The organism is Aquimarina sp. MAR_2010_214 (assembly GCF_002846555.1).
Taxonomy (GTDB): domain Bacteria; phylum Bacteroidota; class Bacteroidia; order Flavobacteriales; family Flavobacteriaceae; genus Aquimarina.
The window spans coordinates 3,240,721-3,261,334 of the sequence record NZ_PJMS01000001.1; the positions used below are offsets into that span (position 1 = coordinate 3,240,721).

General features: G+C 33.2%; 12 protein-coding genes. 10 read left to right on the forward strand and 2 right to left on the reverse strand.

What is annotated here, in order from left to right; all coding sequences use genetic code 11:
- The 6 genes from ATE84_RS13825 to ATE84_RS13850 all read left to right on the forward strand — a co-directional run bounded on the left by ATE84_RS13825 (position 1) and on the right by ATE84_RS13850 (position 14,947).
- Positions 1 to 3,444 carry a T9SS type A sorting domain-containing protein gene (locus ATE84_RS13825; RefSeq protein ID WP_101448514.1) on the forward strand — a complete coding sequence of 1,148 codons (3,444 nt, stop codon included), beginning with the start codon at positions 1 to 3 and terminating at the stop codon, positions 3,442 to 3,444.
- A 42-nt stretch (positions 3,445 to 3,486) separates the two neighbouring features.
- The gene (locus tag ATE84_RS13830; RefSeq protein WP_101448515.1) at positions 3,487 to 4,830 is read left to right on the forward strand and encodes a PKD domain-containing protein; all 1,344 of its coding nucleotides are present in this window, start codon (positions 3,487 to 3,489) and stop codon (positions 4,828 to 4,830) included.
- Positions 4,831 to 4,876: 46 nt separating this feature from the next.
- Positions 4,877 to 10,858 carry a hypothetical protein gene (locus tag ATE84_RS13835; RefSeq protein WP_143273627.1) on the forward strand — a complete coding sequence of 1,994 codons (5,982 nt, stop codon included), beginning with the start codon at positions 4,877 to 4,879 and terminating at the stop codon, positions 10,856 to 10,858.
- 187 nt (positions 10,859 to 11,045) lie between these two features.
- On the forward strand, positions 11,046 to 13,421 hold the full coding sequence (locus tag ATE84_RS13840) for a hypothetical protein (RefSeq protein ID WP_233195809.1): 2,376 nt from the start codon (positions 11,046 to 11,048) through the stop codon (positions 13,419 to 13,421).
- Between the two features lie 119 nt (positions 13,422 to 13,540).
- Positions 13,541 to 14,005, forward strand: a complete 465-nt coding sequence (locus ATE84_RS13845) for a DUF3291 domain-containing protein (RefSeq protein ID WP_101448517.1) — start codon at positions 13,541 to 13,543, stop codon at positions 14,003 to 14,005.
- A gap of 54 nt (positions 14,006 to 14,059) precedes the next feature.
- Positions 14,060 to 14,947 (forward strand): AraC family transcriptional regulator, encoded by an 888-nt coding sequence (locus ATE84_RS13850; RefSeq protein WP_101448518.1) that lies wholly within the window; start codon positions 14,060 to 14,062, stop codon positions 14,945 to 14,947.
- Here ATE84_RS13850 and ATE84_RS25860 read toward each other — a convergent pair.
- Both ATE84_RS25860 and ATE84_RS13855 read right to left on the reverse strand, forming a co-directional pair.
- Positions 14,944 to 15,102 (reverse strand): AbrB/MazE/SpoVT family DNA-binding domain-containing protein, encoded by a 159-nt coding sequence (locus tag ATE84_RS25860; RefSeq protein ID WP_143273628.1) that lies wholly within the window; start codon positions 15,100 to 15,102, stop codon positions 14,944 to 14,946. The genes ATE84_RS13850 and ATE84_RS25860 overlap by 4 nt on opposite strands.
- Positions 15,103 to 15,461: 359 nt before the next feature.
- On the reverse strand, positions 15,462 to 17,537 hold the full coding sequence (locus ATE84_RS13855) for a hypothetical protein (RefSeq protein ID WP_101448519.1): 2,076 nt from the start codon (positions 17,535 to 17,537) through the stop codon (positions 15,462 to 15,464).
- A 242-nt stretch (positions 17,538 to 17,779) separates the two neighbouring features.
- On the opposite strand from ATE84_RS13855, the gene ATE84_RS13860 reads away from it, so the two are divergent.
- From ATE84_RS13860 to ATE84_RS13875, 4 genes are read left to right on the forward strand one after another with little or no spacing between them, the layout of a single operon-like run.
- Positions 17,780 to 18,490 carry a hypothetical protein gene (locus ATE84_RS13860; protein WP_101448520.1) on the forward strand — a complete coding sequence of 237 codons (711 nt, stop codon included), beginning with the start codon at positions 17,780 to 17,782 and terminating at the stop codon, positions 18,488 to 18,490.
- Between the two features lie 26 nt (positions 18,491 to 18,516).
- Entirely contained in the window at positions 18,517 to 19,161 is a 645-nt protein-coding gene (locus tag ATE84_RS13865; protein ID WP_101448521.1) for a hypothetical protein, read from the forward strand.
- Complete coding sequence (locus ATE84_RS13870; RefSeq protein ID WP_101448522.1) at positions 19,140 to 19,916, forward strand: sensor histidine kinase; 777 nt, start codon at positions 19,140 to 19,142, stop codon at positions 19,914 to 19,916. The genes ATE84_RS13865 and ATE84_RS13870 overlap by 22 nt, the downstream gene beginning before the upstream one ends.
- On the forward strand, positions 19,917 to 20,558 hold the full coding sequence (locus tag ATE84_RS13875) for a response regulator transcription factor (RefSeq protein WP_101448523.1): 642 nt from the start codon (positions 19,917 to 19,919) through the stop codon (positions 20,556 to 20,558).
- The last annotated feature ends 56 nt before the right edge of the window (positions 20,559 to 20,614 follow it).

Here is a 20,614-nt window from a genome sequence, read left to right on the forward strand (position 1 = left end):
ATGAAAAAGCTACTTTATTTACTTTTTACAACTTTTTTCTTACTACAGGGAATCTCTGGAGTTGCTCAAGAGTATGAGTTAATAATCTCGGGGTATGTTGGAGATGCAGGAAGAAATTGTGGAAGCGGAGCAGGGTTATTATATATTGAAGCCACTTTTGAAAATGGAACTAAAGAGAAAATTTTTGATCCACCAGGTAAATTTGAATTTAGCAAAATTGAAGATCATATGAATCCATATTATTTTAATGAATCTAGAAAGATCGTTAATTTAAAGTTTGAAACAAGATGGAAGTATAGAAATGGATGGGGAAAATGTAAATCTAGAGATAGAGATGGAGATATAAATGTTACAGGCTGTTATTCTAGAAACTATAATTTTAACGAATTTTCACCAAAGCCATCTGCAGTGGCTGGAAATGCTATAATAAATATAAGGCCCATTATTACTTTAGATACCCCTACGGTTTCTGATATAATTGGTTATGAAAATGAATTTACGGTAACTGCAACGGCTGGATTTGATAAAGGGATATACAAATGGCAGTATCAGGTAACAGATGGCACACCTAATGCTGGTTCATGGCAAAATGTTGATCCAAGTTTAATTCCGAGCCCGAATAATGCTCCTCATGAATTAAAATTAACTCCAGAAGATTTTTTACCAACATCGGTAATTGGAAAGACAATTTATTTTAGAATTTTACCCTGTTTAAATAAACCATCAGAGAATGTGGTGAGTTATAGAATACATAGATCTGCACCTCGTATTATCGCTCCGGGAGTCACAACACCAGTAAGCTGTTATGATAGTACAGATGGTACGTTGGAGCTAACATTTGACAGATCATTAGAAAAACCTACACCTCCTGGGAATACTGGGGATAATCTATCAATATCGATAGCAGATCTTTCTAAACCAGACGTAAAACCAGATGGAACAATTGTGTATGATGTTGTAAAAACATATAATAATATTGATATCGATAAATTTAATACTGCAGGAAATAAGATTCTTTTAGATGGATTACCACCCAGTAATGTAGAAGGGTTTCGAGTAGATTTAGTAGGAGGATATATAGTAGGAGGAGTTGGGACCGTTTACTATACTGGAGATGCAAGCCATACCACTGTATTTCAAATTGGTAGACCTGATCTGGTTGCATTTGTTGGAGAACCAAAGGACAACAAAGTAGATGTATGGTGTCATGATGGTAGTGATGGAGAAATAAATTTACAAGTTAGTGGAGGTGTTAAAGGATACCAGTATTTGATTAGAAAACAAAGTGAAGCTTGGGGAATCAATTGGATTTCATTTTCTAATGAGTTTACACATACTATTACTGGTCTAAAAGCAGATACGTATGAAATCAAAATACGTGATGCCAATGAGTGTATTGCCAAAATGAAAATAGATCTTGGGGGTGGAAAGTTTGGATTAGGAGCTGAGATTGTAAAAGAAGTAGTAATTGATGAGCCCGATAAGGCTGTTGATTTTAGTTTTTATGATATCAACGAACCAAGAGCCAACGGTTTTGAAGACGGAAGAATAGGTGCTATAATTACAGGAGGAACTCCTTTACCTAGAGGGACATATAAGTATCAATGGGAAGACGAAGCAGGTAATATAATAACCACTACAACAGAAATGGTATTACCTTCTGATCAGGGGTATCAAGTAATATTACATTCTGTAGGTAAAGGAAAATATACATTAAGTGTTTGGGATGCAAATTATGATAACGCGACTAATAAAGAAAGCTGTACCTATACAGAAGGAGATTATAATCTGGGAGAGCCGGATAAACTAGAGGTAACCATAGAAATTTATAATTCTATTTCGTGTAATATCGAAAATGAATATAGTGATGAAATTGATTTTAACGCTCCTCTGGGAATTCCAGATCAATTTCAGGATGGAGCACTAGTAGTGCATGCAAAAGGAGGTATCCCTTTTGATAACACAATAGCAAGTGCAGGAGAATGCAGAGCCAATTTTATGCCGTATTGTTATCGTTGGAAAAAAATGGTAAGTGGTGCTTGGATTGATATTGCTGTAAATGATAGTATTATAGAGAATCAAAGTGTGGGGACTTATGCACTAAATATAGAAGATAAAAACGGTATTGTTTTGGGAACATATGTTCCGATAAGTACTCCAACAGGAAGAGAATATGTTTTGGATACAGCAATCGACAGCACAAAATATTTACCACAACCTGATAAACTTGGGATTTCTTTTACCAATACGGTTGTTACTTGTGCTAATGGAGACGACGCAGAAGCAACGACTTTTGTTGTTGGAGGAACACCACCTTATACATATGAATGGAGTACTGGAGAAACTACTCCAACAATCAAGAATCTTATTGCAGGAACATATTTGATTTTTGTTACAGACGCTAAAGGTTGTCAAATAGAAGGAAGTGTAAAAATCGAACAACCCGGTGGACTTGAAATAACCCCTGTGTCAGTAACATCTCCAACATGTTTTGAAGGGAATGATGGACAAATTGAAGTTGAGATTAAAGGAGGAAACCCTCCATATAACTATACCTGGAGTACAGGTAGTACTTCTACACTTATTGATGGATTATCTGCAGGAACGTATAGAATAGAGGTAACCGATAATAAAGGATGTAAGGCATTTTATGAAGAAAAACTAATAGACCCTGATCCTATTATAGTGAATTTGGAAGAGAGAAGAGCTCTTTGTAGTGATCAATCATTACTGCTTGATATTGCTATTAATGATCCGGGAGCTACTTATTCCTGGTCAAGTGAAAATGGATTTACAAGCTCAGAAAGTAATGTAGAGATTACTCAAAAAGGAAGATATGTCGCTACAATTACCAGTAGTTTGGGGTGTGTAGGTGTTGGTGATATAGAAGTTGAGGTTTTTGATACTCCAATAGATTCTGACTTTTTGATTACTACGCAGGCTTATACCGGTGAAGAAGTAATATTGGTTAACGTAAGTGAACCTATGGGAGAAACAGTAGAATGGACGATGCCTGAGGGAGTAGAAGTTGTTTCACAAACTGAAGAGAAATTGATACTTAAGTTTGAGAATGAGGGACCGTATGATATTAATTTGAGATCATATCAAGGAGATTGTTACGAAGATTATAATAAGACTATTTTGGTTCAGCCAGCAATAGAGAGCCCAGAAGTATTTGCTTCCCAAGGAGAATTCATAGAAGAGTTTATTGTGTATCCTAATCCAAATAATGGTTCTTTTACAACAAAAATTACTTTGGCAGAAGAGTCCAATATCACCATAAAAATAGTAAACCTAATGTCTGGTGCTACAATGCATGAACGTAAAGAAAAAAACAATCTGGATTTTGCATTAAACTATAATCTTACATTACCCACAGGAGTATATTTAATGTTACTAGAAACTCCAAAAGGTTCAGAAACCCGAAAACTAGTGTTTGAGTAAATCTTTTTTGTGACGAAGAGTTCTTAGAAGTGCTTTTATGATATGAATAAAATAATATACATACTATCTATATTTTGTCTTTTTGGTTGTGCCAAAGAAGAGGCAATACCTGTTATTACTGATTTTGAATTTGAGGTTTTTAATGATGATTTTTCAATACCAGTACAGGTTGTTTTTTTTAATAGAACAAAAGGAGGAGAAGATTATGAATGGACTTTTGAAGGAGGAGTGCCTTCTAGATCTGTAAATCGTAACCCGGGAGTTATACAGTATGATGCAAAGGGAGTGTATTCTATTGAACTTACAGCAACTAATCAGGATGGATCCCAAGACACAAAAGTTTTAGAAATTAAAATTGATGACCCTGTAATTGTAGATTTTGAAATGACAAATCAGGTAGATACTTTTTCTCCGGCCAAGTACACCTTTCAAAATAAATCATCAGGAGCTGATAGTTTTTCCTGGACTTTTGAAGGAGGAATTCCTGCAAATTCTACCAAACGTGATCCAGGAGAGGTAGTATTTACAGAGCCCGGAAACCATGTAATTAGATTAGAGATAGGTAATGGACGAGAAACATATGATTTACAAAAAAGTATTACTGTTGCTCCATTTTTGATATCAGACTTCGAGTATCAAATAACTTTTGCAGATGATGACTTTCAAATTCCGGCTCGTGTACAATTTCAAAATAATTCAATTAGTGCTACCTCATATCAATGGACTTTTGGTGGAGCTGCAACTTCTTCTTCCATAGAAGAAAATCCAGAGATAATATTTACTCAAGAAGGAATTCAAACAATTAGACTAACAGCTTCTAACGGAAAAGAGACAAAGACCATAACCAAGCAAATTGAATTTTTTAAAAACACAAATCTTAGAGAATTAAATGATATAAAGTTTGGGATTAATACAGCTCATGCGGGAAATACAAGAGGTAGTTTTTATAATATAGCAGAACGCAAGCTATATACAGCTAATGAAATTACACCAGATATTGGACCACTTGTAGATCTTGTGTTTTTTGGTTTGAGTAGTACATTTAACCGCAATCGGTTTGTGAGTCCTGATCAATTATCAGGAACTACTTTTGATGAACTACAAAACCCTAAAAACACAATTTTTATTAATTCTCAGGAATTATGCAATTGTTCTGCTTCATTAACACCAGCACAGTTTGATACTATGCAGGATGATTCGTTGCTAAAGAATTTGGTGATCACAGAAACTCCTGGAGGGTTGCAGGATTTTAATAATACAATGGTGCCAAGAATTGTTCTTTTTCAGACTAAAGAAGGAAAAAAAGGAGCTATTAAGATTAAGAGTTTTGTTGACGATGGACAAAATTCTTATATCCTGGTGGATATAAAAGTTCAAAAAGAGTAATTGATTTATAGGTTTACGTATGACAAATAAGATAAAGAGTTCGACTATGCTTAAAAAAAGTGCATTTTATATTTTATTGGTAGGATTCCTGTTTTCTTATACATTACAGGCACAGGTTTTTCCGGTAACTGTTACTCCTCAAATAATACCTCCGTATAGCTTAAAATTATCAGAGTATAATACTGCTTCATCAGATAAGTTGATCCTTAATTTACTATTAACCGATATTACAGAATCTAATAGACAAGTACGCTTAAAATTTTATGTAGAAAATAATGCAGGTTTGTCTATTCAAAGTAATGATGTAGTGATAGGAGCTAACCCGATTTTTCTGGACGGGGGAGTACCATTGCGATTAACTAATATAGATTTACAACCTTATTTTGCACTTCAGAATTTAAGAGGAATCAATCCTCAGCAATATAGCGTGCCTTTACCAGAAGGGCTGTATCGTTTTTGTTTTGAAGTATATGATGCACAATCGGGACAACAAATTTCTCGAAAAAGCTGTGCTACAGTGTATCTAGTTCTTAATGACCCTCCATTTTTAAATTTACCAAATCGAGGGGAGCAAGTATTGATGAGAGATCCGCAAAATGTTATTTTTCAGTGGACTCCTCGTCATCTTAATGCCACTAATGTAGAATATGAGTTTACATTGGCAGAGATTTGGGATAATCAAATGGATCCGCAAGCCGCATTTTTGGCGAGTCGACCATTATATCAAACTAATACTTTTGCTACTACTTTACTATACGGCCCTGCAGAAACTTCTTTACTGCCCGATAAAACTTATGGGTGGAGAGTACGAGCCATGATAAGTGATGGGATCAGTGAAACTTCAGTGTTTAAAAATGATGGGTATAGTGAAATCTATTACTTTACCTATACCGGTAAATGTGCCGAACCAGAATATATATTAGCAGAAGCAAAAAATACAACCAGCGAGAAGATTTTATGGCAAGGAGTAGATCACTTGAGGTACAACGTACAATATCGTAAGAAAGATACCGAAAATGCAATTTGGTTTGAAGGAGGTACTATTAATGAGTATACAACTATTTATAATCTAGAACCCGGAACGACGTATGAGTTTAGAGTTGGAGGACAATGCCTGGATAATGGTCCGTTTACCTATTCCCAAATTTATGAGTTTACGACTACATTAACCCCAAATGAAAAGGCTACCTATAATTGTGGAATTAAACCAGAGATTGTAATTACCAATCAGGACCCGCTAGAAGTATTAGTAGTTAACGAGGTATTTACTGCAGGAGATTTTCCGGTAACGGTAAAAGAAGTTAAAGGAGATAATGGCTCTTTTTCGGGATGGGGATATATTGTGGTTCCGTATTTACAGGATACTAAGTTAAAAGTGAGTTTTGACAATATTAGTATCAATACAGATTATCAACTTTTGGATGGGATTGTAGTGACAGACTACGATGAAAACTGGGAAGGAATTGAATCTGTTAATGATGTGACAGAGGTCTTTGAAGGAGATAATGATCTAGAAGCTGTACGACTTGATTATGATATAACGATTAATGATATTCGAGTAAATGATGATGGTACTATAACCGTTACAGATCCGGTAACAGGAGCAATTTCTAAGTATCCTGGTGGAGATGATGTGGTTATTGTTGACAGTAATGGTGATGTGTACCATGTTGACGAAGATGGTAATATTACACAGGGAGAACCATTGGCAGATGGTGGAGGTGTTGATTCAGAAAACACTCCTGGAGTTGATGAAAACGGAGATGTCTCTCAACTTTCTGCAGAGGGTATCAAAGTAGAATTTATAGATGATAACAGTTATGCTTATGGGTTTGATGCAATACCAGATGGGCAGGAAAAACAATTAGGAAAGTATTACGGTCAAATAAAAGATGTAGAAGGTAAACCATATGCTATTATTAATAAAGCGATAGGAAATGGGGCTTCAGATAAGATAAAAGCAAAAGTTACCATTACCGATAGTAACTTATCGATTAAAGATCTTGTTATTAAAACAGCTAATGGCGAAAATGTTAAGTATGAGGTATCCGGAAGTAATGAGATTACGTTAGAACTAAATGGGTATTATGCATTTGAGCATGAAAATATATATGCTACTATACAGTCAAAAGATAATACGAAACAACAAACTATAGCAGGTGTATTTTCTCTTTGGCATTTATCCAAAAAAGATGTTAATGTAACGATCATACCAGTTGATGGAGTGTCATTACCCAGTAAATCAGAACTTTTATCAAAAGTAAATGCAATCTTTGGTAAAGCATCGGTTAATATTGACTTTACAATTGCTAGTGATTTTAAGGTAGATAAATCTCTATATGGGGGTGATACAGTACAGATGGGAGATAGTGGTTTCTTTAGTAATTATACAGAGGATCAAAATGCTATTATTAAGGCATATAAATCAAGCATAACTACTTCTCGTGAATCCTATTATCTTTTTGTCTTTGGCAGTAATATACAACCTAGCAGAAGTGACGTTGCTGGTTTTATGCCGATTAAACGACAATTTGGATTTATATTCAATGGTAACCTTTCAAAAGAAGAGGAAGGCAAGGGTAATTTAGCAGGAACAGTTGCTCATGAACTTGGCCATGGTGTTTTTGGATTAGAACATCCATTTACAGAGTTGAAAACAGCAAAAGGAGCTACGAATTGGCTTATGGATTATGGTAATGGAGTAGAATTATCACATTTGGATTGGGCACAAATTCATAATCCTGATTTTAAATTATATCCATTTCAGGATGATGAAGAGGGGGAGTTATTTTCGGGATTTGATGGAGATGATGAATCTTTACATAAAATATTTCAAATTATAAGATATGCGTATGAGAATTCGAAAGAGGTTAATACACTAGACCCTTTTAGTACCTCTGTTTTTGGAAAAAAAGATAAAGTAGTTTATGGAAGATGGAAAGGAGATGGTATCTACGTATACATAGGAAATGGGGTTATGGAAGGAACAACACTTCAGGATCCAATAAAACGTACAGGAAAACTAATAACCGATAAAGTCAAAGAAGAACGATTTGCACTTCTTTTTAATAATGTAGAAATATATATTCCTAGAAGAACTTCTGGAGCTGATGGTAATGGTTTGAAAAGGTTAAAGGAATATCTTTTTCCAAAAGCTAAAACCGATATAAGCGATGATCTATCTGTAGTTTTAGAAATAGAAGAGCATCTTACCGGAGGAGTATATTATGAATTAAACTTTAAAACCAAAGACGAAGACCATATTTTTAAATTTGAACATCATGATGAGGTAGAAAAGTTTTCTAATGCATTAAAAATTGAAAGAGATAAAGAGTATGTCGTTTCTAACAAGTCAGAGTATTCTAAACAAATAATTAAGTACCTCAATGATAATTTTAACTCAGAGGCCTATGGAGATCCTGATTGCGATAATATAGATACATATTTTTCTGAAATACCTTCAGATTATTTAACAGTAGCTAATAATACGACAAATTTTAATTATGAGCATTTATGGAGGGTTTTAGATTGGTTATTAAATTGCTCTGTAAACGATATAGGAGTCTCTGAAGAAGATGCAGTAATAGCGGTGGTAGAAGCCTTGGCAAGAACTGATGGAGATAAGTTTCTTAAAGAAATACGATCGAGAAAAATTAATGACAATAGTGCTTTTAGAGAACTTTATGATGATATAGATGATTGGGGAGGTAAGGACAATTTTACTAAGATTATTAATATCATCTATAAAGTTTGGAAAAACTCTAAATACAATTCAGGTATGGTATACGACATACCGTATGAAAGTAGTAAATCTGGAGTTTTTTATTTAAGTGATTATGAGGTTAAGTTCAAAGATGATAAGACCGACATCGAATTTATAGAATATGTTCCGACCTACCGATATGATGATTATGGGAATAGTCATGAAGCAGCACCAGAGCCTGTAGTGAGAGGGACATATGATATTTATGATCCTATACGCTTAGTAAATTATAATAAGATTGCTAGTTCGGGTATTGAAGTTAAATCTACAAAAGTACCAATGTTCATTCTTAAGGCTATTGATGAAAAATATAGAACAAGTAATACAGAACAAGGAATCAATCTCGTTTTTGAAGTTGCACTTACCGCTACAGGAATTGGTAACCTTACTAAATTAAGACATTTAAAAAACTTAAGTAAACTGGATGAGTTTTTTATAGGATTACAACATGTAGATGCACTGGTTGGTGTGACAAATATAGTCCTTAAATATTCAGATTATTGTGCTACACCTGATGGAATGCTTAAGACAAAGAAGGGAATGGATTTTTGTCAAAAATTTGCAGTTTTAGGTGATATTTTGGGATCAATAAATGGAGCTGCTGATTTTACGAAAAGAATTAAGGAACTTGACAAATTATCACAAGGACTTATTGATGACGTAGATAAAAACCCTGATCTTCTTAAAAGGGGTATGACAAAAACCGAGTTTAATAAAGTGATGAGGGTATTGCGTCGCAAAATAGAAGATAAAGAGCTAGCGCAACTCTGGAAATTACATGAAAATGGAGCTTTAAAAACGGCATTCAAGGATTTTCAAAATTTTCAGTTTTTATTGTCAAGTACAGAAACCTTATTAAAATATTCAAAAACGTGTGATGTAGATGAAACGTGTAAAGAAATAAGAGCTTATTTAGGATATCTTCAAACAACAATAAAGGCTAAAGGGTTAGGAGTTAGCATTGTGTATAAAGCAAGGACCTTATCGAAGGCAATAAAAGAAGACTCAAAGACTCTCAATAAATTACTTAAAGATAATCAAGATGTAATATCTAATATAGATGAAGTAGGTAGTGGTGTAACCCCATCATTAAAAACCTTTCTAAACAATAGTAAAGATGTAAATAGTAAGGTAAAACAAATGTATGATGAAGCTTCTGAGATAAGAAAGTCAGAGCTTGAAGAATCATGGAGAATTCTCGAATTTTTTGAAAATACTCGTTTTGCAAACGATGGTAAAAACTTAGAGATTCTCGCCAAGACGTATAGTCGCTTTGTTTATAATAATAAAGAATCATTTGAAGGGTTAAAGGCTCTTATGGTAGAAGGATCTGCTGCTAATAAACAAAAATTAATTGATGGGTTCGAAGAAGCAAATAAGATATTTGATTCTAAATTAGAGTTACCAATTAAGTTTTCTGGAATCAAAAAAGGAGATGTAATAATTACCACTATAATAAACGGAAAAAATCAAGAAATAGCTCGTATTGATAAAAATGGAATCCTTGTTAAGAAAAAATTTCTAGATGAAGCTGATGGAGCAGAAGTTGTTGGTAAATATAAAGAAGATGTAATCTTAAGAAAAGGAAAAGAGATTGGGTTTAAGAGATCTAGTAATGTACCAAATAATGCAAAATACAATGCATCAGTTATTAATTCTTTAAAAAATGGATTTTCTGATGATATAGCTTCAATTTTAAATAAACATGGGATAAGTGTAGAAAATTTTCAAAAAATCTATCAGAAAATGAAATTTCATCAATTAAAACCTAAGGATCAGGATTTAATAATGAAGATTAGGAATTCTATACCCATGCCAGATGAAAATACAATACTACAAAAAGTTATCCCTAAAGATGATTTGAATAAATATTTAAAGGCAGGAGGTTATACCAAAGTAGGAGGTTTTATTACGAGAGCAAAAGATGCTAAACATCTAAAAACTTATGAAGATATTTTCCATGGGATGAGACTTGACTATAAAGGTTCGAAATTTAATCTCTCGGATGGTTATTGCATAATTATAAGATACAAAGCAAAAAAACCAAACTTAGCAATACCTATAGGTGCTGGACAACCATACCCTTATACAGGAAATGGACTCACATCTGGAAACAATGGTAGATTAGGAGTTCCTGAATTAAAATCCTCTTTGGAGACGCCGGATGATGGTGCTGGAATGTTTAAACAAGACTCAGAAGGAGTAGAAACATTAATAGCTGTTTTTAGCGCAAGTGAAAATAGATTTATTAAAGTAGAAGAATGATAATATAAAGTGGGAGTGTATTGAAATTATGAAGGATATAAATAAGAACAGAAAAGATGAAAAAAGTACAAGCAATAGTTAAGTGTACTTAATAAAGAGAGAAAAATAATCTTATTTATGTTATAAGAGAATTGTGGGGAAATTTAATATAAAATCATTTTTGAGTATACCAACAAAAATAAAGTTTTTGAATAAGCTGTTATTCGTGTTTTTGGTATTTCATTTTTCATCTATTGCTCAAACACTCGATTACGAATCGATTACTCAAAGTAAACCTCTAAAAGTTAGTGGTCAGGTTTCTGCCAGTGGAGTGTATTATAGTTCTAATCAAAATAATAACAGAGAACCCTTTACTTATTTTTTGCAAGGAGTACTTAACGTTAATATTTATAGCTTTTCATTGCCTATATCCTATAGTTTTTCGAATCAGGGAGAGAATTTGGGATACCAGCTTCCTTTTGATTTTAACCGTATTAGTTTACATCCCAAATATAAATGGGTTACCGGTCATATTGGTAATGTAAGCATGACTTTTTCTCCTTATACTTTAAGCGGTCATCAGTTTACGGGTGGAGGTATAGATCTTACCCCTCCGGGGGCTTTCAAAATAAGTGCTATGGGTGGTCGTTTGCTTAAAGCAGTAGAGGATAATGAAGATGCAAGAACTATTCCTTCATATAATCGTATGGGATATGGACTAAAAACGAGTTTTGAAAAAGAACGTTATACAATAGGAATCATTGGTTTTTATGCCAAAGATGATCAAAATTCGATTGATGTTATTCCTGAAGCGAAAGGAGTATTACCACAGGAGAATTTGGTACTAAGTTTAGAAGGAGAGGTGAAATTAGGTAAAAGCTTCAGCCTTCAGGCAGAATATGCATCTACAGCAATTACCAAAGATATTAGAGCAGAGGAGGCTGATAATACTGATATCTCGCCAATAGCTACTTTTTTTAATAACCGAGCTTCTACAGAATATTATAATGCAATTAAAACACGTTTGGGTTATGCAATTGGTAGAGTAAACCTTGGTTTGGGATATGAACGCATTGATCCTGGTTATGAAACCCTTGGAGCGTATTATTTTAATAATGATTTCGAAAACATAACCTTAGATGCCTCCAACACCTTTTTTAAAGAGAAATTAACCTTAGCGCTTAATGTTGGGTATCAAAGAGATGATTTGGATAATTTGAAAGCTAATAATACTAACCGTACTGTAGGTTCATTAAATGCAACATTAGCATTATCAGAACGACTAAATATTGCAGGATCATATTCTAATTTTAGCACGTTTACCAATATTAAACCTAATCAGTTTGATGAAATTAATGACGCTGACCTTTTGGATGAACAGATAGAAGAGTTGGATTATAAACAATTATCGCAAACCGCTACGTTAACGATCAATTATGTGCTTTCTACAAAAAAGACCTCACGACAGAATCTAACGATGAATTACGCCCTCAATGATGTTTCAAATGAACAAGGAGGAGTGGTTAGATTAGGAGATGCTTCTACCTTTCATAATATGAACTTGGGGCATGCCATAGATTTTTCAGAAAGAAACCTAAATGTAAGTACATCGATTAATGGAACTTATAATACAATTGGAAGGGAAGAAGCAATGACCTGGGGTCCTACAGTAAGTGTGGGTAAACGATATTTTAAAAAAACATTAAATACCAGACTTTCTGCAGGATATAATAGTTCTAGTAGTGCTACATCTAATACAAATGTTACGAATTTAAGAGGGGCGGTGACCTATACCCTAAAAGAGAGACATAATTTTAATCTTAATGCTGTACAGTTATTCAGAAATGGAGGTAATAATGGTAGCTTAAGTGAATTTACGGCTACTTTTAGTTATAATTATGCATTTGGACTTAAGAAACCCAGAATCAATTTCAATAAAAAACCTAAAAAGCCAAAAGAAGCGAATGATTCTATCAAAATTCAATATAGAAAATATCGTTATGAAGGACTCCCTACAGATATCACTCCAGAGTTATTAGCACTACCAGAGAAAGAAGGTTTTGCTCATCTTATCAAAGACAAAAAAGGCAAGTTAAGCGATCTTGGAGAACAACTTGTAGAAACCGAACAGAAGGATAAAAGAGTATACAAGGAGGTTGCTTTAAGTTACCTTAAAGCAATGAATCTTTATTTTGACTTTGCAGCGTTTTACAATCAAAAAATACACGAATCTTACCTGAAACTAGTTCAAGAAGCTCAGGATATTGATCGACAAATAAGAGATGAGTTTACGGTGCTAAGTGCAAAAATTAATAGTGCCGAAGAAAAAGATCCTGAAGATTTAGAAAGACAAAAAGTATTAGAGAAACGATATGAATCTCATACCGAACTATTACAATCGTTATTAAAATGGAATTTAAAACCAGAAGATATTGAATATCCAGAAGGAGATATTAAAACCCTAAAAAGGCGAAATGCTTCAAAAGTATTTTCGATGTATCAGAATGAGAAGTCAGATGAACATATTATAAAATTCATAGAAATACGGCTAGCAGATGTATTCCATAAACTTCTTAAAGAGTAAAATAATTATAAATTCTGTAAAAAGTACAGAAACAACCGTGATCCTTATATAAATATATAAACTGTCTATCTCTAATTTTAAATATTGATACTGTAACGGTACAGTGAAAAATTAAAATTATGAGTAAAAAGTATATTGCAGAAATTAATATTGCCAGGATGAAAGCCCCGTTGGATTCTCCTCTATTAAAAGAATTTGTGGATTTTCTAGAACCGATTAATACGTTGGCCGATGAAAGCCCAGGGTTTGTATGGAGATTAAAAGATGATGATGGTAGTTCTGCCGCAAATATAGAATCCCCTTTAGAAGATGATATGATGCTTATTAATATGTCTGTTTGGGAAGACCTTAAATCCCTTAAAGATTTTTCCTATGGCACTGTGCATAGCTATTTTGTGAGGGATGGTAGAAAATGGTTTGAAAGAATGAAAAGTCCACATATGGTACTATGGTGGGTAGATCGTGATCATATACCAACAACAGAAGAAGCGTTATCTAAATTGAAACATATAGAAGAATATGGACCGACTTCTGACGCTTTTAATTTTAAAAAGATTTTTAATAGTACAGGTAAAGAGATTTAGGTTTATGATTTTATGTTTATATTGATAAGAGAATAAAGTAAAGAATCAGAATATATGATGTCTGTAAAAACAGAAGATAAGATACCAAATTATCATTTGTATGGTAATACGATAGAAGGTGAGGTTGCCTCATTTTTTAATATGAGACGCCTGGAAGAATTATCTGACGGCCTTAATACTATAGTGCATCATCCTCATCGACATTTTAATCTCTTTCAAATCATATGGGTGACTCATGGGAGTGGAAATATTATGATAGATGAAAAAATGTATAAAATGGAGAAAGGAACACTATTTTATATTCATCCTGGGGTAGTTCATGCCTGTGAAAACTCTAGTGATTTTAAAGGGTTTGTACTACATTTTTCTCCAGATGTTTTATTATCACAAATCGGAATGAATACCAGTTTTGAAATTATAAATAAGACAATACATAATAGATCTTTAGTAGTGCGAACTAGTAAAGAAGAGAAAACGATTAGTAATAGTATTAAAGCCCTATGGAAAGAATTTACGAATGATTATGTTGAGAAAGATCAGATCATTAAAAATCATCTTAATATTTTGATGGTTCATATTCAACGACAGATGCATAATGATCAGAGTTTTGGAGATGGTACATCGGGTAATATGATTGTGAAGTCTTTTAGGAAGTTAATCGAACAAGAGTATAAAAAAGAAAGAAGTGTTAGCTATTATGCTTCTTTATTACATATAACACCGACCTATCTAAATGATACGGTAAAGAAATTAACAGGAAAAACAGCAGGAGAATTGATTAGAGAACGTGTTGTTTTAGAGGCTAAGCGGCTTCTGATTTTTAGTAAACAAAGTATATCCGAGATTGCTTTTGAGTTACACTTTGAAGATTCTGCCTATTTTTGGAAGTTTTTTAAGAAATATGTGTCAATTTCTCCAAAGTCTTTTAGAGAAAAACATTAATTATTAATGGGATGTATTTTCTGAAATGAGTAAAAAGGAAAAGCCTTCACATCTCTTCCCAAATGTTCAAATTCTACATCAGTATGTGGAAATAATTCTAGCACTTCACGATATTTTTTAGGAATAGTGATTTGCCCTTTAGATGTTATCATCATAGTTGAAACCTCACAAAAAAGTAATACTGTTATAAGTATTGCACAAATCGTTCTTACTGTGTTACATATGACACGACTCGTTAGCGTTTAGTAGGTACAAAATATCTCCGTCTTTATTTTTTAATGTTTGAATTACAGTTCTCTTTGCCATATACATAACTTTTATAATTAAACTAGTATTGAATTATTAAAAGCATTTGGGGTGCAAAAGAGGTAAAACACTCTATTTATGAATAAGTTACATGATATAGGTTATGGGAATAACAGAATTATACCTGTGTTTGATGTAGGTATGTAAAGTAAACCCATAGAGGCTTATTTTACATACCTTTTAGATTTTTTAAACTAGTTATGCATACTTAAGAAAGACAAACAGTTTTTCTTAATTTACTACTCTTACCAGTCCATGCACTATTCCAAATAGTTTTCTCAGTCGCCTGGAGAGTGATAGAACCGCAGTTTTTGTCATCAGATGCTGAAATCTTGAACTCACCATAGCCTGAAACAGTTCCACTTTGTCCTAAATCACCACCTGTTTTTTTGTAATCACCTAAATCTGTAGTTATAGCATAGGCATGAAGATGAGTCTCATTTATGGTAAACTTCCCAGTAACAGTGCCGCCCTTTGGGTAATGAGAACAATTTCCATTATCATCTATGTCTAGCATTAATTGAGGCACCGTATTATCCATCTGGATATTATGACTATCCTTACTCTCATCAGAATGTTCGATCGTTATCGTTAGTAAATCGTTGGTGCCAGGAGTAAACCTTGCGAGTATGTTACTTGTATTATCTTCAAGTTTTCTATATGTGTATTCGTTATTGATTGGAATCTCTTTATTATGGGTTACTTTTCCTGTATCCTTATCATAACCTAATAGAGCCAGCTCACTATTCAGGTAATAGCTTTCCTTTGTCGTATCGTTTGTAATTTTCACTTTATATTTTTTACCTTCTAAAGGTGCTGATATTCCCTGAATCACAATAATCCCTCCAAATGGACTTTTATCAAAAGTAGATTTCTGATTAAACTCAATTTTTGCTCCAGGTACTGTTAATCCTGTAATTGAGTTTATTTTATCCGTAGCGACACCACCAATAGTAATAAGTTTAGGATTCTTTTTGTCCCAATCGATACTTGGTTTCAACTGAATATAAGATTCTACTACATTTCCCCATCCACTACAATCCATTTCTTCTGGTGGCTGATTCCAGGAAAGAACGGCTCGTACTTTTAATACTTGCGGATCATTACATGGTTCTTTCAAATTAGAAAAATCATAAGGAAGGATTACAGAATACGACAGTCCGTGATCTGGAATCTCCTTTATATCCTGAACATTTACAAAAGTAGTTCCAGCGTGTATCCAAGTACAGCTTTCTTCTTTTTGAATCCAAAAAGAAACATACTCCTTACTTCCATCAGTACAAGAATCTCCATTGTAGCCTAAAGGGCGCTTAATCTTAAAGGTCCCTACAAGGGCTTCTCTGTTGTAATCTGCACCTACACAATGAAGCTCTTCATAGTCTGTATTACATGTAAGTTCCTGAAGCATGGAAAAACTATCTGCAAAAGGAATTTTATTCAGTTCAAAGAGTGAATTGATATTCTTGATGACACTCAGGTTGTTACTGATTTCTGCCTCCTTTAGTAGTTTGTATCCGAATCGATGCGACTCGACTTTTTCATGTTGGTAAGCCCCTGCTAACTCGGTAAAGTCTATTTTGGAGTTCTTGAGCTGTTCTTTTGCTTTTTTAAGAATCTCAGTACTTTGCGGATAGTTAATAGCGATGTTGTTAAAAGAAACATCAGGGTTTAGCACGGCAATTTCTAGTAAATTGACCAGGTTTGGTATCTCCGGCAATTGCAATTTGATAGGTTTGATTTGGATGTTTTCCTCTTTTACATCACTCCATAGATACGTACCTAAAGTTAAGTCGGGATCGTTTTCTGCCGGAATAGAATTCCACGACAATACCGCTTTAACCTTAGGTAAAATAGGCTTTGTGCAAAGAGGGATCTTAGGATTGATTGCTAATCTAACTACGTAGTCAATGGGTTTTTGATTTTTTTCATCGCAATCTTTTTTATTCGGGATATCGTGAACGTTTACTGCTACATACCCCACGTCATTCCATCCATTTCCATCTTGATAGTCTACATAAAACCGAACATATTCTGTAGATCCTTTCGTACATAGGTTTCCAAAATAACCTGTTGATTTTTTTATTCTGACTGTGGCTGTTAATTCTTTAAATTCCGGATTGTACCCCACACAGGCTAAAGATTCGAAATTGGTATTAATTTTTGTTTTAAAAAAACTAGGAGGTGTTTTTAAATTTAGTTTCCCAAGATTTTTCCCATCTACCGCTAAAAACTTATTAAATTCAGTTCTTGCAATTATAAGTTGTTTTTCATTTAGTGTTTCCATGATTTGTTGATCATTTAATATACCTACTCTATTTACAGTTTTCGGTTTCCCTGTATTTATATACTGTAAAATTGGTAAACAACTGATTATCAGTGGTTGATAAAATCACGTAAAAAAAAGGAATACTTGACGGTTTTTAATCGGGTGAAATCACCCTATTAAACTGGGTGTCAGATTTTTGAATAGATAAGATTTAGATGTTTTCTTTGCAGTAAAGGAAATTAACTTTAAATTGTATTATTATGAAAAACAAGTATTTAGTATTTATTGCTTTAACGATGATAGCGTGTGAATCTATGAATATTGATGTCCCGGATAACCCTCCAGAAACTACTTCTACCGATAGCACAAAAATTTGTTTTAATGACTATGATATTAAACCATCTACATTGGAGATTGAATTAATTAACGAAATGACCAAAGGTTATATGAATCATCAGTTAAAGAGAATTAATAATTCAGGTAGAAATGACAATGATTGCTCATACCCATCAATGAATGATTCTCAGACAATTTGGTTTGATTTCAAATCCCTAAAAGCTTTTTTATACTATATCGAGCAAAAAGCAAAAGAATCAAATTCTTTAATTGAAACAGACAATTTAGGGATACGCATCTATTATGCCAGTTATCCTGATAAAGGTTCATGGTCAGATTTTAAAGATCTGAGTGATTCGAGGATTGGAATGGAATCGGTCAATTATGAAAAGAAGCATACATTGATTTTTGTTCCTACCATAAAAGATAACGGTATTGACTATGATTTTAATCCCCTAGATTCTTCAAATAGCAAATTAGAAGATCTTGATAATGCAGGGATATCAGTTATGGGATTCACAGCTGGCGGGAGAACAAGTTCTCGAAATCATGGTAGTCTTTGGCCACCAGATAATTACATAGTTTCGGATAATATATCAAGGAAAAGTAATGGAATAAGATTCCCTTCAGAATGAGAATAGTTTGATAAAATAAAAACTTCATGAACGAACATCCTATATTAGACGGACTTAGATTGGGGCTGGAAGTTATTTCAGCCTTAGTTGGTCTTATCTACTTATTTAAGCTAAGAAAAAGTTACTGGAAATGGTTTTCTATTTATTTGATATTCATCGTTCTTCAGGAAATAATTTGGTTAGGAAAAAGATCTTTTCTGGGGCTTATAGATCGAGACTATTTTGCCTATGTTGGAATTCCCATACAATTCCTGTTTTTTTATTGGTTATATGCCTATAAATCTCTTAAACTAAAAAAAATATTCTGGATATTCAGCTTTGTTTATTTGGTAAATCTTCCTTTAAAACTTTTTATTGAGGAAAATGATCAGGTCTATTCCATTAATGTAGGTGTTGGAACTATTTTATTATCTATTCTTGTCATTCTCGAATTTTTTAAACAAATCAAAAATGAAAATATACTTCAATTCTGGCAAAACAAAATGTTTTATATCAATGTGGGAGTTATCCTATATTATATTGGGACCCTACCATTTCAAGTGTTTTTTGATTATTTAAAAGATAATAACAAAACAATTCTTGATTATTATTATGTGTATTTTTTGATAGCTAATTGCTTTATGTACTTATTATTTTCAATATCCTTTTTATGCGGGAATCAGAAATCATAATCATAACCATATTATTTTACATTATTCTCGGTGTATTTATCTTAGGTATTGTAGTGTTTATCCGGCAATACCTGAAAAGAAAAAAGACGTATTTATCCCAAATCAAACAAATGGATGAAGAACATAAACGGGAGTTATTAGAAACCCAGGTAGAAATCCAGTCACAGACCATGAAACATATTGGAAGAGAAATTCACGATAGCGTAGGGCAGAAGCTTACATTGGCAAGTTTATATGCCCAACAATTGATATTCGAAGAACGAGTGCCTAAGGCTTTTACAGAAGTGAATGAAATTGGTGAGATCATTAATGAATCGCTTTCAGAATTAAGGCAGTTATCAAAATCCCTAACCAGTGACACTTTAGAAAACCATTCGCTTGTTGAACTTATAGAAAGAGAATGTGAACTGATCAATCAATTAAAAGAATGTGAAGTTCATTTTGAGCATACGTTAAAAACAAAAGTAACCTCCTATCATATCAAGAGTATTTTGTTTCGGGTTACACAAGAGTTTTTGCAAAATAGCATCAAGCATTCCCGTTGTAAAAATATTTCAATAGCACTTTCTAAAGATGAAAAAAAAATACAATTACGGTTAGAAGACGATGGAAAAGGTTTTGATATTGATAAGTTGAAAGCCAAGGGAATTGGGCTTAAAAATATGGAAAAGAGAACCCAAATGTTAGGAGGAGAATTCTTTTTAGAAAGTCAAATTAATAAAGGCACCAAACTAACTGTAAAAATTCCATTATAGATGAAACATACCATAGCCATAGTAGATGATCACATTTTGATAGCAAATGCGTTAAGTGGCATCATTTCTAATTTTGATGATTTTAAGGTGTTATTTGTTTGTGAAGGCGGTAAAGATCTTCAGGAAAAGTTAAAGGTGAAGTCAACACCAGAAATAGTGTTATTGGATGTTAATATGCCAGTTATGGATGGCTTTGAAACTGCAAAATGGTTGAAGGAGACATATCCAGATATTCTAATTTTAGCACTAAGTATGAAAGCAGATGATTGCAGCCTTATAAGAATGATCAGAAATGGCGCAAAGGGATATATCTTGAAAAATATTTACCCAAAAGAACTATTAAATGCGTTAACGAAGATTTTAAAAAATGGTTATTATTTTCCGGATTGGGCTGCCAGAAAAGTGTATGCAAGTATAGGGGAAGATACAATAGATGCTAATCTTAAATCAGGATTATCTGAACGTGAGGCGGAATTCTTAAAATATACAGCCACAGAAATGACCTATAAAGAAATATCTGAAAAAATGTGTTGTAGCCCAAGAACAATAGATAATTACAGAGATAGTCTATTTGATAAACTTAATATCAAAACTAGGGTTGGACTTGCAGTGTATGCTATTAAAAAAGGATATTCTGAATAAGATTAGGTATTAATCGTTATAATCAGTCTTTTGCTAAACGATCAAAGTATTATTTT